This is a genomic window from Enterobacter sp. BWH52 (assembly GCF_001037565.1).
GTDB lineage: Bacteria > Pseudomonadota > Gammaproteobacteria > Enterobacterales > Enterobacteriaceae > Enterobacter > Enterobacter hormaechei_C.
Genome location: NZ_KQ089854.1, coordinates 2480193 through 2494342 on the forward strand (window position 1 = coordinate 2480193; position 14150 = coordinate 2494342).

The following is a 14150-nucleotide window of genomic DNA, read 5'->3' on the forward strand; positions in this document are numbered from 1 at the left end:
CTTGATTTAACCACGAATCTTTCACGCCAGTGTACAACAGCCCTGCGCAGGCGTCTCGCTCTGGACATTACCTCTGCGAGGCGGCTTCAGGAATCCCCCGTTTCTGGTTTAAATCTTTGCAAATTGTTAATTTCCCAGCGATCTGTCCTGTAGACTGATTGAATTCTGACGCTGTTTCGGGCATAAAGCCGAAAAGTCATAAATAAAGGTGCAAGTTACGCCCAATGCGCCTGAGGAGCCACCGTGCATTATCAGCCACAAAAAAACCTTCTACAGAACCGCATCATTCTGGTTACCGGTGCCAGCGACGGGATTGGTCGCGAAGCGGCGCTGACCTATTCTGAATACGGTGCGAGCCTTATTCTGCTGGGACGTAATGAAGAAAAGCTCAAGGCCGTCGCCCGTGAAATCGAAAACGCCGGCGGTACCCCCACGCCCTGGTATACGCTCGATCTGCTGACCTGTACGCCAGCGTCATGTCAGGCCCTTGCCCAGCGTATCAGCACGCATTATCCGCGTCTGGATGGCGTACTGCACAACGCGGGGTTACTGGGCGAAGTGCGCCCGATGGATGAACAGGATCCAGAGATTTGGCAGCAGGTGATGCAGGTTAACGTCAACGGGACGTTTTTTCTGACCCAGGCCTTGCTTCCTTTATTACTCAACTCCGATTCCGGCTCGCTGGTCTTTACCTCCTCCAGCGTGGGGCGTCAGGGGCGTGCGAACTGGGGGGCTTACGCCGTCTCAAAATTTGCCACCGAAGGAATGATGCAGGTGCTGGCCGAAGAGTACCAAAGCCGCCACCTGCGGGTTAACTGTATTAACCCGGGCGGTACGCGCACCAAAATGCGTGCCAGCGCCTTCCCGACAGAAGATCCGCAAAAGCTTAAAACCCCGGCCGATATTATGCCTCTTTACCTGTGGCTGATGGGTGACGACAGCCGTCGTAAAACCGGAATGACATTCGATGCCCAGCCAGGCCGCAAACCGGGGATATCGCAATGAGTGAAGATCGGCATCAGCAGCGCCAGCAGCGTCTGAAAGAACAGGTTGATGCACGCGTGGCGGCCGCTCAGGACGAGCGCGGGATCCTCATCGTGTTCACCGGCAACGGTAAAGGAAAAACCACCGCCGCATTTGGTACCGCCACCCGCGCAGTCGGACATGGGCAGAAAGTGGGCGTGATCCAGTTTATCAAGGGTGAATGGCCCAACGGCGAGCGTAATCTGCTCGAGCCGCATGGCGTTGAGTTTCAGGTGATGGCGACCGGTTTTACCTGGGATACCCAGAACCGAGAAACCGATACCGCAGCCTGCCTCGCCGTCTGGGAGCATGCCAAAAGAATGCTTTCAGACCCGTCGCTGAACATGGTGTTGCTGGATGAGATCACCTATATGGTGGCTTATGACTACCTGCCTCTGGAGGCCGTGCTGGCTGCCCTGAAAAACCGCCCAGCGCATCAGACGGTTATCGTCACGGGGCGCGGGTGTCATCGGGATATTCTGGAGCTGGCCGATACCGTCAGCGAGCTGCGTCCGGTTAAGCATGCGTTCGATGCGGGTATCAAAGCGCAAATGGGGATTGATTACTGAAGAAAAAAAGCCCGGTATATTCACCGGGCTTTTCGATTAACCGTTGTTATTACGGCTGCCAGAGCGGCGATTGCTGCTAACCTGGCTGTGACGCTTCACCGCACGGCGGATCTGATTCGCCTTCATGCGACGACGATCTTTCTCTACCGCCACTTTCGACGTGGTTTCTGGCGTCAGGCCAACCAGATCGCGCAGGTAGTTGGTTTGCGTCAGATCCAGCTCGGTATAGCCGCCACGTGGCAGGCCTTTCGGCAGCAGAATGTCGCCATAGCGGACGCGAATCAAACGGCTCACCTGGACACCGACCGCTTCCCACAGACGACGCACCTCGCGGTTACGTCCCTCTGTCAGGGTAACGTTGTACCACTGGTTAATGCCTTCACCACCGGTAAACTTGATGGTTTTGAACGCCGCTGGGCCGTCCTCCAGTTGAACGCCACGCGACAGGTCGCGCAGTTTGTTCTCATCAACCTGGCCGAAAACACGAACGGCGTATTCACGTTCCACTTCACGACTCGGGTGCATCAGACGATTTGCCAGTTCACCATCGGTGGTGAACAGCAGCAGGCCGCAGGTGTTCACGTCCAGACGTCCTACGGCAATCCAGCGGGCGCCACGCAGTTTTGGCAGACGGTCAAACACCGTCGGGCGACCTTCCGGATCGTTGCGGGTACACAGTTCGCCTTCAGGCTTGTAGTAAGCCAGCACGCGGCAGATCTGTTCAGCAGACTCTTTCACGGAGATAAGATGGCCGTCAATGCGGATCTTCAGCCCCGGTACGATTTCAACGCGGTCACCGAGCGTGGCGATTTTACCGTCCACACTCACGCGGCCTGCTTCAATAATGGCTTCGATTTCACGGCGCGAACCGTGGCCGGCACGCGCCAGCACTTTCTGTAACTTCTCGCTCATTGAGCTTCCTCAGGTGTCGCCTTCACAGGCGTCGAATCAGGTCAAAAACAGGGCGGCGCCCTGCTTTGATGGCCGCGTAGTATATCTGCTTACACCCTTACAAGAAAGGCTTAACATCGCCCACGCCTTCACGAATGACTTCTGGCGCGTCTTCGGTGAGATCCACCACGGTGGTCGGCTGCTGGCCAAGATAGCCGCCATGGATAATCAGCTCCACCACCTTCTCCAGACGATCTTTGATCTCTTCCGGGTCGGACTCGGTAAACTCACTGCCCGGCAGCATCAGCGATGTGGAGAGCATCGGCTCGCCGAGGGTTTCCAGCAGCGCCTGGGCAATCGGGTTCGACGGCACGCGCATGCCGATGGTTTTACGTTTTTCCTGCAACAGACGACGCGGCACCTCTTTTGTCCCTTTCAGAATGAAGGTGTAGTTACCGGGCGTGTTGTTCTTAATCAGGCGAAAGGCCACGTTATCAACATAAGCGTAGGTCGACAGTTCAGAGAGATCGCGACACATCAGGGTAAAGTTGTGGCCGTCCGGCAGCTGGCGGATGCGACAGATGCGCTCCATCGCCCCTTTGTCCTCAATTTTACAGCCCAGCGCGTAGCCAGAATCGGTTGGGTAGACAATAACGCCGCCTTTGCGGACGATCTCCACGGCCTGATTAATCAGACGTGGCTGGGGGTTATCCGGATGGATATAGAAAAACTGACTCATACTTCCCTCTCTTCAATTTGCTGTGGCTGTTCCCAGAGCTGCCAGACAGGCTCAACGCCCGCGGGTAACCAGAGCTTGCGCCCCAGTTCAATCCACGCGCAGGGCTGATGGAAATCTGAACCCTGTGAGCCAAGCAGGCCAAACTGACGGGCGTAGGTCGCGAGCTGCGAACGCTCATTGGGTGCCTGCTGACACTGGGCAACTTCCATCGCCTCACCGCCGCATTCGGCAAAGTGTGCCAGCAGTCTTTTCAGCCATTTAGCAGAAAGATTATACCGCCCCGGATGGGCCAGCACGGCCTTACCGCCAGAATGATGAATCACATCAATAGCTTGTTTTATTGTACACCACTGTGGGGGAACGTATCCGGTTTTCCCGCGCGCCAGATACTTTTTAAAGACATTCGCCATGGTCGTCGCCTTACCGGCATCCACCAGAAAACGGGCGAAATGGCCGCGCGTCACCGCCCCACCGTTCGCCAGCTTTCGCGCGCCTTCCAGCGCACCGGGAATATGCGCTTTTTCCAGACGTTCGCCAATCATCTCCGCGCGTTGATTGCGGCGTGTTTTTTGTTCCTGCAAAAAAGCACGCATGGCCGGATGTTCTGTATCGATGTTCAGACCAACGATATGAATTTCGTGGTTTTCCCAGACCGTCGAGATCTCGACCCCGGCCACCAGATCCAGCGCCAGTCCGCTGCGGACAATCTCGGCGCGCGCGGCGGGAATGCCGTCAGTGGTATCGTGATCGGTTATTGCCAGCGTGCCGACACGCATTTCAACGGCGCGATGGACCAGGGCTTCGGGTGTCAGCAGGCCATCTGAAGCCTGCGTATGGCTGTGTAAATCATAAATTACGGCGTAGGTGGTATCGCTCAAAGCACTTCCCATAACAGGTTGGAGACATCCGAAGCCCCTATGATACCGACTAACCGTGAAATACTGAAATCAGGGGTTGACAACACGTCATCGAACTAGTTAACTAGTACGCAAGTTCACACGAGAAAGGTATCTGAAAATGACAGCACATTTCGCTCTGCACGGTTGGTGGCGTACTTCCTGATCTTCGGGCAGTGTTACGCGTCTGCGATAAGCAAACAGATACCCGGCCCGCTACCCAGCGGGCTTTTTATTGAACAGAATATGAGAACAACAACATGCAAACAGCCAAACCCCACCTCGAACTGCTGACCTGCGAGGCGGCCTATCGCCATAACCCTACCGCGCTGTTTCATCAGGTGTGCGGCGCACGTCCCGCGACGCTGCTGCTGGAATCTGCTGACATTGACAGCAAGGACGATCTTAAAAGCCTGCTGCTGGTTGACAGCGCGCTGCGCATTACCGCGTCGGGTGACACCGTCACCATTAAGGCGTTATCTGAGAATGGCGCATCGCTGCTGCCGCTGCTGGATGCGGCTCTGCCTTCAGGTATTGAAAATGAGCGTCATCCGGACCTGCGAATTCTGCATTTCCCACCGGTAAGCCAGCTGCTGGATGAGGATGCCCGCCTCTGCTCGCTCTCCGTTTTTGACGCCTTCCGTCTGCTGCAAAATCTGGTGGCCATGCCGGAAGATGAGCGCGAAGCGATGTTCTTTGGCGGGCTGTTTGCTTACGACCTGGTTGCTGGCTTTGAAGATTTACCGGAAACCGAGCAGGGTAACCGCTGCCCGGACTACTGCTTCTACCTGGCCGAAACCCTGCTGGTGATCGACCATCAGAAAAAATACACCCGCATCCAGGCCAGCCTGTTCACGCCGTCTGCGTCTGAGAAAAATCGCCTCGCGCAGCGCATCGCCCAACTGCAACAGCAGATGTCGGAAGCACCGCCCGCGCTGCCGGTGCAGCGTGTTGAAAAGATGACCTGCGAGGTGAGTCAGACCGACGATCAGTACGGCGCGGTGGTGCGTCAGATGCAAAAAGCGATTCGTGCCGGGGAGATTTTCCAGGTGGTGCCGTCCCGTCGCTTTTCACTGCCCTGCCCGTCGCCGCTGGCGGCTTACGATGTGCTGAAAAAGAGCAACCCAAGCCCGTACATGTTCTTTATGCAGGACAATGATTTCACCCTGTTTGGCGCGTCGCCGGAAAGCTCCCTCAAGTACGACGCCACCAGCCGCCAGATTGAGATCTACCCGATAGCGGGAACCCGTCCACGTGGCCGTCGTGCCGATGGCTCCCTGGACCGCGATCTCGACAGCCGCATCGAACTGGAAATGCGTACCGACCATAAAGAGCTCTCCGAACACCTGATGCTGGTTGACCTGGCGCGTAACGATCTGGCACGCATTTGCACGCCAGGCAGCCGCTACGTGGCGGACCTGACCAAAGTCGACCGCTACTCCTTCGTCATGCACCTGGTCTCCCGGGTGGTGGGTGAACTGCGCCACGACCTCGACGTTCTGCACGCCTACCGCGCCTGCATGAACATGGGCACCCTGAGCGGCGCGCCGAAAGTCCGCGCTATGCAGCTGATCGCCGAAGCGGAAGGACGCCGTCGCGGCAGCTACGGTGGTGCCGTGGGCTATTTCACCGCTCACGGTGACCTTGATACCTGCATCGTGATCCGCTCCGCCTACGTTGAGGACGGCATTGCCACCGTCCAGGCCGGGGCCGGGATTGTGCTGGATTCTGTTCCGCAGTCGGAAGCCGACGAAACCCGCAGTAAAGCGCGCGCGGTACTGCGCGCCATTGCTACCGCACACCATGCACAGGAGATTTTCTGATGGCTGACATTCTGCTGCTCGATAATATCGACTCCTTTACCTACAACCTGGCAGATCAGCTGCGTGCGAATGGTCACAACGTCGTTATCTATCGCAACCACGTTCCGGCCCAGACGCTGATTGACCGTCTGGCGACCATGCAAAACCCGGTGCTGATGCTCTCCCCGGGCCCAGGCGCACCGAGCGAAGCAGGCTGTATGCCTGAGCTGTTGACCCGTATGCGCGGCAAGCTGCCGATTATCGGCATCTGCCTTGGCCATCAGGCGATTGTCGAAGCCTACGGCGGTTACGTGGGTCAGGCGGGGGAGATCCTGCATGGCAAAGCGTCAAGCATTGAACATGACGGTCAGGCGATGTTTGCCGGGCTGCCGAACCCGCTTCCGGTAGCGCGTTACCACTCGCTGGTTGGCAGCAACATTCCGGCCGGGCTGACCATTAACGCCTCGTTTGAAGGGATGGTGATGGCGGTGCGTCATGATGCGGATCGCGTCTGCGGGATGCAGTTCCACCCGGAATCTATCCTGACGTCCAACGGCGCGCGCCTGCTGGAGCAAACGCTCGACTGGGCGCTGCAAAAGCTGGAGCAGACCAACACCCTGCAACCGATTCTGGAAAAACTGTATCAGGCTCAGACCCTGAGCCAGCAGGAGAGCCACCAGCTGTTCTCCGCCGTCGTGCGCGGCGAGCTGAAGCCTGAGCAGCTGGCCGCTGCGCTGGTGAGCATGAAAGTGCGCGGCGAAAGCCCGCAGGAGATCGCCGGCGCGGCAACCGCGCTGCTGGAAAATGCCGCCCCGTTCCCGCGCCCGGACTACCCGTTTGCCGATATTGTCGGGACCGGTGGCGACGGCAGTAACAGTATCAATATTTCCACCGCCAGCGCCTTTGTGGCCGCGGCATGCGGTCTGAAAGTGGCGAAACACGGCAACCGCAGCGTGTCCAGCCGTTCAGGATCGTCCGACCTGCTGGCAGCTTTCGGTATCAACCTGGACATGAACGCCGAGCGTTCCCGTGAAGCGCTGGATGACCTGGGCGTCTGTTTCCTGTTTGCGCCGAAGTATCACACCGGTTTCCGCCACGCGATGCCGGTTCGCCAGCAGCTTAAAACCCGCACGCTGTTTAACGTGCTCGGTCCACTCATTAACCCGGCGCACCCGCCGCTGGCGCTGATTGGCGTTTACAGCCCGGAGCTGGTCCTGCCGATTGCGGAGACGCTGCGCGTCCTCGGTTACCAACGCGCCGCCGTGGTACACAGCGGCGGGATGGATGAAGTTTCCCTGCATGCGCCCACGCTGGTGGCGGAACTGAATAACGGCGAAGTGCTGAACTATCAGCTTGAGGCCGCTGACTTCGGGTTGACCCCGTACCATCAGGACGCCCTGGCGGGCGGCACGCCGGAAGAAAACCGTGACATTCTCACGCGCTTATTACAAGGTAAAGGTGAGGCCGCCCATGAGGCCGCCGTGGCGGCCAACGTAGCCATGCTGATGCGTTTACATGGCGAGGAAGATCTAAAAGCCAACGCCCAAAAAGTTCTGGCCGTACTGCGCTCCGGTGCAGCTTACGATCGCGTTACCGCACTTGCGGCAAGAGGGTAAATAATGCAGACCGTTTTAGCGAAAATCGTCGCCGATAAGGCCATCTGGGTGGAAGCCCGCAAGCAACAGCAGCCGCTCGCCAGTTTTCAGAATGACGTCGTTCCGAGCAGCCGTCGTTTTTATGATGCGCTTCAGGGCGCGCGTACCGCGTTTATTCTGGAGTGTAAAAAAGCGTCTCCGTCCAAAGGCGTGATCCGTGACGATTTCGACCCGGCGCGTATTGCCGGTATCTACAAGCATCATGCGTCTGCCATTTCTGTGCTGACGGATGAGAAATATTTTCAGGGCAGCTTCGATTTTCTGCCCGTAGTCAGCGGCATCGCGCCGCAGCCGATTCTGTGCAAAGACTTTATTATCGACCCGTATCAGATCTGGCTGGCGCGCTTTTACCAGGCCGATGCCTGCCTGCTGATGCTCTCCGTGCTGGATGACGAGCAGTATCGCCAGCTCTCCGCCGTCGCGCACAGCCTGAATATGGGCGTACTGACCGAAGTGAGCAACGAAGAGGAGCTGGAGCGCGCCATCGCGCTGGAAGCCAAAGTGGTCGGCATTAACAACCGCGACCTGCGCGACCTGTCGATTGACCTCAACCGTACGCGCCAGCTTGCGCCGCGTCTGGGCGCGGGCGTCACGGTGATCAGCGAATCCGGGATAAACAGCTACGCTCAGGTGCGCGAACTCAGCCACTTTGCCAACGGTTTCCTGATCGGCTCCGCGATGATGGAACACGACGATCTTAATGCGGCCGTGCGCCGCGTGCTGTTGGGTGAGAACAAAGTCTGCGGCCTGACCCGTGAACAGGATGCGCAGGCCGCATATGAAGCGGGCGCAATCTATGGTGGTCTGATCTTTGTTGAGTCCTCTCCTCGCGCCGTTAATGAGGAACAGGCGCGCAAGGTGATGGCGGCTGCGCCACTGAACTACGTGGGCGTGTTCCGCGATGCGGATATTAACGACGTTGCGGCTAAAGCGGACGCGTTATCCCTGAGCGCGGTTCAGCTGCATGGCGATGAAGATCAGGCGTACATTGATGCTCTGCGACATGCTTTGGCGCCTCAGGTTCAGATCTGGAAAGCGCAAAGCGTTGGCGCCACCCTGCCCGCGCGTAACCTGAAGCATGTTGATAAATACGTGCTCGACAACGGCCAGGGCGGCACGGGGCAGCGTTTCGACTGGTCACTGCTGCGTGGCGAAGTGCTGGACAATGTCCTGCTGGCGGGGGGATTAAGCCCCGATAACTGTGTGGAAGCGGCCAAAACCGGCTGCGCCGGCCTCGATTTCAATTCAGGCGTAGAGTCCCAACCGGGCATTAAAGACGCCAGCAAGCTGGCATCGGTATTTAAAACTCTGCGTGCATATTAAGGAAAAGAAGATGACGACATTACTTAACCCGTATTTTGGTGAGTTCGGTGGGATGTATGTCCCACAAATCCTGATGCCCGCGCTGCGCCAGCTGGAAGAAGCGTTCGTGAGCGCACAGAAAGATCCGGCGTTTCAGGCGGAGTTTACTGACCTGCTGAAAAACTACGCCGGTCGTCCGACGGCGCTGACAAAGTGCCGCAACCTGACCGAAGGCACTAAAACTACGCTGTATCTTAAGCGTGAAGATTTGCTGCACGGTGGCGCGCATAAAACTAACCAGGTGCTGGGCCAGGCGCTGCTCGCGAAGCGGATGGGTAAAACCGAAATCATCGCCGAAACCGGCGCGGGGCAGCACGGTGTGGCCTCAGCGCTCGCCAGCGCCCTGCTCGGCCTGAAATGCCGCATTTACATGGGGGCGAAGGACGTTGAGCGCCAGTCGCCAAACGTGTTCCGTATGCGTCTGATGGGGGCGGAAGTGATCCCGGTGCACAGCGGTTCTGCCACGCTGAAAGATGCCTGTAATGAAGCGCTGCGCGACTGGTCTGGCAGCTACGAAACCGCCCACTACATGCTCGGTACCGCCGCGGGCCCGCACCCGTTCCCGACCATCGTGCGTGAATTCCAGCGCATGATCGGCGAAGAGACTAAAGCGCAGATCCTCGAAAAAGAGGGTCGCCTGCCGGATGCGGTGATCGCCTGCGTTGGCGGCGGATCTAACGCCATCGGCATGTTTGCCGATTTTATCGACGAAACCAGCGTTGGGCTGATTGGCGTTGAGCCTGCCGGCCACGGCATTGAAACGGGCGAGCATGGTGCGCCGCTGAAGCATGGCCGCGTGGGGATCTACTTCGGCATGAAGGCCCCGATGATGCAGACCGATGAAGGGCAGATTGAGGAGTCTTACTCGATCTCTGCCGGGCTGGATTTCCCGTCCGTAGGGCCGCAGCACGCGTTCCTGAACAGCACCGGCCGCGCGGATTATGTCTCCATCACCGATGACGAAGCGCTGGAGGCCTTCAAAACGCTGTGCCGCAATGAAGGGATCATCCCGGCGCTGGAGTCTTCCCACGCGCTGGCGCACGCGCTGAAAATGATGAAGGAAAACCCGGAAAAAGAGCAGCTGCTGGTGGTAAACCTTTCCGGTCGCGGTGACAAAGATATCTTCACCGTTCACGATATTCTGAAAGCACGAGGGGAAATCTGATGGAACGCTACGACAACGCATTTGCACAACTGAAAGCCCGCCAGGAAGGCGCGTTCGTTCCCTTCGTGACGCTGGGCGACCCCGGCCCGGAGCAGTCGCTGAAGATTATCGACACCCTGATTGATGCCGGTGCCGACGCGCTGGAGCTCGGTATTCCGTTCTCCGATCCGCTGGCGGATGGCCCGACCATTCAGAACGCAACGCTACGCGCGTTTGCCGCGGGCGTGACGCCGAGCCAGTGCTTTGAAATGCTGGCGGCGATCCGTCAGAAGCACCCGACCATTCCGATCGGCCTGCTGATGTACGCCAACCTGGTGTTCAGCCGCGGCATTGATGCGTTTTACGCAGAGTGCGCCCGCGTGGGCGTTGACTCCGTGCTGGTGGCTGACGTGCCCGTTGAAGAGTCTGCGCCATTCCGTCAGGCGGCAATGCGCCACAACGTCGCGCCGATTTTCATCTGTCCACCGAATGCCGATGACGATCTGTTGCGCCAGATTGCCTCTTACGGACGAGGTTACACCTACCTGCTCTCCCGTGCGGGCGTCACCGGTGCGGAAAACAAAGCCGCGCTGCCGCTGCATCATCTGGTGGAGAAGCTTGCAGAATACCATGCTGCACCGCCGCTTCAGGGCTTTGGCATTTCCTCACCGGATCAGGTTACTGCGGCGATTGACGCGAAAGCCGCCGGGGCCATTTCGGGTTCGGCTATCGTGAAAATTATCGAGAAGAACGTGGATAAGCCACAGCAGATGCTGGCTGAATTACACGCATTCGTCACATCCATGAAAGCGGCCACGCGCAAGGCGTAACCGTTAACACCGTCTGGCCCCGGCGTCAGGCGGTTTTCCCTCCTCTCTTCCTGAAAGAAGCAGGTCAAAATTGATCCTGTCGATATTTTCGGTGTGAATGACTTTCCAAACTTTCGCGTAAGCGTATGATCTGGGCTCTTTTTAGCGTTACCCTTCTGAGTTCAGAGGTTATTCATGTCATGGTATTCCTTCAAACAGACTTACCTGGTTAAGTTCTGGTCACCTGTTCCGGCCGTTATCGCGGCAGGCATTCTCTCTACCTATTATTTCGGTATTACCGGCACCTTCTGGGCTGTTACGGGCGAGTTTACCCGCTGGGGTGGGCAGCTATTACAGCTGGCAGGCGTCCATGCCGAAGAGTGGGGCTACTTCAAACTGATCCATCTTGAGGGCACACCGCTGACCCGCATCGACGGAATGATGATCATTGGCATGTTCGGCGGCTGTTTTGCGGCCGCGCTGTGGGCCAACAACGTTAAGTTGCGCATGCCGAAAAGCCGCATCCGCATTATGCAGGCCGTGGTCGGCGGCATCATTGCCGGGTTTGGCGCTCGTCTGGCGATGGGCTGTAATCTGGCCGCGTTCTTTACCGGCATTCCGCAGTTCTCGCTGCATGCCTGGTTCTTTGCCGTCGCCACCGCCATCGGCTCCTACTTCGGTGCTAAATTCACCCTGCTGCCGCTGTTCCGCATTCCGGTGAAAATGACGAAAGTTAGCGCTGCCTCTCCGTTAACGCAAAAACCCGATCAGGCGCGTCGTCGTTTCCGCCTCGGTATGCTGGTCTTTTTTGCTATGGTTGCCTGGGCGATTTGCACGGCAATGAATCAGCCCAAACTCGGTCTGGCCATGCTGTTCGGCGTCGGCTTTGGTCTGCTGATTGAACGCGCGCAGATCTGCTTTACCTCCGCGTTTCGCGATATGTGGATCACCGGACGCACCATGATGGCGAAGGCGATCATTGCCGGCATGGCCGTGAGCGCAATTGGCATCTTCAGCTATGTTCAGCTCGGCGTGGAGCCAAAAATTATGTGGGCGGGCCCAAATGCCGTGATTGGCGGGCTGCTGTTTGGCTTTGGCATCGTGCTGGCGGGCGGGTGTGAAACCGGCTGGATGTATCGCGCTGTGGAAGGCCAGGTGCATTACTGGTGGGTGGGTCTGGGTAACGTGATTGGCTCTACCCTTCTGGCCTGCTACTGGGATGACGTCTCTCCGGTGCTGGCAACAAACTGGGACAAGGTCAACCTGCTGAAAACCTTTGGTCCACTCGGGGGGCTCCTGGTGACCTATGCCCTGCTGCTCATCGCCTTCTTACTGGTTGTTGCACATGAGAAGCGCTTCTTCCGACGCGCCACCGCCAAAACTGAAACTCAGGAGAATGCCGCATGAAAGAGATCGTGCCTGATTATCGTCTCGATATGGTGGGTGAACCTTGCCCTTACCCGGCCGTCGCCACGCTTGAAGCGCTACCGCAGCTAAAGAAAGGTGAAATTCTGGAAGTGGTGAGCGATTGCCCCCAGTCGATCAATAACATTCCGCTTGATGCCAAAAATCACGGCTATACCGTGCTGGATATCCAGCAGGACGGACCAACCATTCGTTATTTAATTCAGAAGTGATTTCACGATCGAAAAAGGCCTCTCAGAGGCCTTTTCTAGTTTACTGGCTTTGGCCACCGTCGTCGTCTGAGCTTCGGCAGGCATGAATGAATGGTGCTATCTGTTCCGCAAACGGAACAGATAGCACCGTGAGGTAGGCTATGTGCTGGGCTGAACGTCGTGAACTGAAACTGTTTACCTGCACAAACCGGACACTCAAATTTGATGTTGGGGATATCCCCTCCAGACAGGTGTGTGGAACAACCACCATACAGCAATCACCGGCTGACAGGGGATATATCTTCTGTCAGAAACGATAGCCTGCTGAGAACATAAATACCCACGGATCCAGACGGGTATTGATACTTTGCTGCTGCCCGCCAGCTTTAAAGCGCACGTCCGTATCAATGTCCATATACCAGACAGAGGCGTTGATCAGCCAGTCACGATTAATCAGATAATCCAGACCAACCTGTCCCGCCATGCCCCACGAGTCTTTCAGGCTGAGATCGGAGAGCCCGGCCTCTTTACCAGTATCGTTAAATTTCTCATCAAAGAAGGTGGTGTAGTTAACGCCTGCACCAATATAAGGGCGCACCTTGCTGCTGGAATCGCCGAAGTACCACTGCGCCATCAGCGTTGGTGGCAAATGGTGCACCGTGGCAATGTCCCCGGTCGGTCCTAAACCGACGCGGTGACGGAATGGCGTGGCGGCTAAAAGCTCGACGCCAATGTTATCCGTTGCCATATACGTAAACGTCAGGCCTAACTGGGTGTTATTGCTAACGTTAAACCCGCCCATACCCAGCACATTGTCGGACCCTTCCGTTGGACGTACCGTTGCCGAACCGGCACGAATAAAGAATTCACCTGCTTCATGCGCGTAAGCGCCGCCAGAGAGACTGCTTAAGATGAGGGCTGCCACCGCTAATTTTTTCATATCCGCTCCATCGTTGTGGTTTTAATTGCGGAGGAGAATATACTCACAAATGAGTAATAAGTGATCTAACACAGATCACATTAAAACCAGTAAGTTAACATTCATTGATCTAGGTTAATTTTTGGTGACGCCTCATAAAGCAATAAGTTGTTACCGCGTCAATTTTTGGCATTTCATGGTTACAAAATTTTCTGTTTTCCCTCTCTTGCGCTTCCTGTAGCGGCTGGATAATTTATCGCTCTCACAATGTGATTTGATGCGTTCTACTTTTGCAGGTGTGCCATGAGTGATCATAACCCGTGCATGACGTGCGGAGCCTGTTGTGCGTATTTTCAAGTCTCTTTCTACTGGGCTGAAGCCAGCGATGGCGGCGGCACCGTTCCGGTCGATCTCACTGAACCCTTAACCCCTTTTCTGCGCTGTATGCGCGGCACCAATCAAAAACAGAGCCGCTGTGTGGCACTGGAAGGTGAACCTGGGGTATCCACCCGCTGCTCCATTTACGCGGATCGCCCCAGCCCGTGTCGCACTTTCGCGATGTCGGGAGAGGATGGGCAGGTCAATGAGGCATGCAATCGCGCCCGCGCCCGCTATGGATTACCGCCGCTTTACAAAGATATGCTTTTCCATACAAGCCTTGATGCTGCCACCAGCGTGTTATCCGGTGTACAATTGCCGGCTAATTAACACCTGCAATACTCAAG

General features: G+C 56.9%; 15 protein-coding genes and 1 other annotated feature. Of the genes, 11 read left to right on the forward strand and 4 right to left on the reverse strand.

Features of this window, described 5'->3' with window-relative positions:
• Positions 1 to 243 precede the first annotated feature (243 nt).
• Together SK47_RS11695 and cobO are read left to right on the forward strand one after the other, a co-directional pair.
• On the forward strand, positions 244 to 1005 hold the full coding sequence (locus SK47_RS11695) for a YciK family oxidoreductase (RefSeq protein ID WP_017384219.1): 762 nt from the start codon (positions 244 to 246) through the stop codon (positions 1003 to 1005).
• Positions 1002 to 1592 carry a cob(I)yrinic acid a,c-diamide adenosyltransferase gene (cobO, locus tag SK47_RS11700; protein WP_023314251.1) on the forward strand — a complete coding sequence of 197 codons (591 nt, stop codon included), beginning with the start codon at positions 1002 to 1004 and terminating at the stop codon, positions 1590 to 1592. Before SK47_RS11695 ends, cobO begins: the two co-directional genes overlap by 4 nt.
• Positions 1593 to 1628: 36 nt before the next feature.
• Here the strand turns inward: cobO and rluB are convergent, their stop codons facing one another.
• The 3 genes from rluB to rnm all read right to left on the reverse strand — a co-directional run bounded on the left by rluB (position 1629) and on the right by rnm (position 4112).
• Positions 1629 to 2504 carry a 23S rRNA pseudouridine(2605) synthase RluB gene (gene rluB, locus SK47_RS11705; RefSeq protein WP_003856794.1) on the reverse strand — a complete coding sequence of 292 codons (876 nt, stop codon included), beginning with the start codon at positions 2502 to 2504 and terminating at the stop codon, positions 1629 to 1631.
• A 97-nt stretch (positions 2505 to 2601) separates the two neighbouring features.
• On the reverse strand, positions 2602 to 3222 hold the full coding sequence (locus tag SK47_RS11710; protein WP_003856793.1) for an L-threonylcarbamoyladenylate synthase: 621 nt from the start codon (positions 3220 to 3222) through the stop codon (positions 2602 to 2604).
• Positions 3219 to 4112, reverse strand: a complete 894-nt coding sequence (gene rnm, locus SK47_RS11715; protein ID WP_023314252.1) for an RNase RNM — start codon at positions 4110 to 4112, stop codon at positions 3219 to 3221. The genes SK47_RS11710 and rnm overlap by 4 nt, the downstream gene beginning before the upstream one ends.
• Positions 4113 to 4239: 127 nt before the next feature.
• Between rnm and trpL the strand changes: the two genes are divergently transcribed.
• The 8 genes from trpL to yedF all read left to right on the forward strand — a co-directional run bounded on the left by trpL (position 4240) and on the right by yedF (position 12527).
• Complete coding sequence (gene trpL, locus SK47_RS23935) at positions 4240 to 4284, forward strand: trp operon leader peptide (RefSeq protein ID WP_071524153.1); 45 nt, start codon at positions 4240 to 4242, stop codon at positions 4282 to 4284.
• Positions 4261 to 4355: a sequence feature (Trp leader region), on the forward strand. (Overlaps the previous gene by 24 nt.)
• Before the next feature lie 23 nt (positions 4356 to 4378).
• Positions 4379 to 5941, forward strand: a complete 1563-nt coding sequence (locus SK47_RS23710; RefSeq protein ID WP_032609352.1) for an anthranilate synthase component 1 — start codon at positions 4379 to 4381, stop codon at positions 5939 to 5941.
• Entirely contained in the window at positions 5941 to 7536 is a 1596-nt protein-coding gene (trpD, locus tag SK47_RS11725) for a bifunctional anthranilate synthase glutamate amidotransferase component TrpG/anthranilate phosphoribosyltransferase TrpD (RefSeq protein WP_048244299.1), read from the forward strand. The genes SK47_RS23710 and trpD overlap by 1 nt, the downstream gene beginning before the upstream one ends.
• A gap of 3 nt (positions 7537 to 7539) precedes the next feature.
• Positions 7540 to 8898: a bifunctional indole-3-glycerol-phosphate synthase TrpC/phosphoribosylanthranilate isomerase TrpF gene (gene trpCF / locus SK47_RS11730; RefSeq protein WP_003856781.1), complete on the forward strand. Its 1359-nt coding sequence runs from the start codon at positions 7540 to 7542 to the stop codon at positions 8896 to 8898.
• A 10-nt stretch (positions 8899 to 8908) separates the two neighbouring features.
• Complete coding sequence (trpB, locus tag SK47_RS11735; RefSeq protein ID WP_003856780.1) at positions 8909 to 10102, forward strand: tryptophan synthase subunit beta; 1194 nt, start codon at positions 8909 to 8911, stop codon at positions 10100 to 10102.
• Positions 10102 to 10911 carry a tryptophan synthase subunit alpha gene (trpA, locus tag SK47_RS11740; RefSeq protein WP_032609356.1) on the forward strand — a complete coding sequence of 270 codons (810 nt, stop codon included), beginning with the start codon at positions 10102 to 10104 and terminating at the stop codon, positions 10909 to 10911. Before trpB ends, trpA begins: the two co-directional genes overlap by 1 nt.
• Before the next feature lie 174 nt (positions 10912 to 11085).
• Positions 11086 to 12297, forward strand: a complete 1212-nt coding sequence (gene yedE / locus SK47_RS11745) for a selenium metabolism membrane protein YedE/FdhT (protein WP_032609358.1) — start codon at positions 11086 to 11088, stop codon at positions 12295 to 12297.
• Complete coding sequence (gene yedF, locus SK47_RS11750; protein WP_003856774.1) at positions 12294 to 12527, forward strand: sulfurtransferase-like selenium metabolism protein YedF; 234 nt, start codon at positions 12294 to 12296, stop codon at positions 12525 to 12527. Before yedE ends, yedF begins: the two co-directional genes overlap by 4 nt.
• Before the next feature lie 286 nt (positions 12528 to 12813).
• On the opposite strand, the gene ompW is transcribed toward yedF, so the two are convergent.
• The gene (gene ompW / locus SK47_RS11755; RefSeq protein ID WP_003856769.1) at positions 12814 to 13446 is read right to left on the reverse strand and encodes an outer membrane protein OmpW; all 633 of its coding nucleotides are present in this window, start codon (positions 13444 to 13446) and stop codon (positions 12814 to 12816) included.
• Positions 13447 to 13728: 282 nt separating this feature from the next.
• Between ompW and SK47_RS11760 the strand changes: the two genes are divergently transcribed.
• Positions 13729 to 14133, forward strand: coding sequence for a YkgJ family cysteine cluster protein (locus SK47_RS11760; protein ID WP_048244301.1), 405 nt, complete (start codon positions 13729 to 13731; stop codon positions 14131 to 14133).
• The last annotated feature ends 17 nt before the right edge of the window (positions 14134 to 14150 follow it).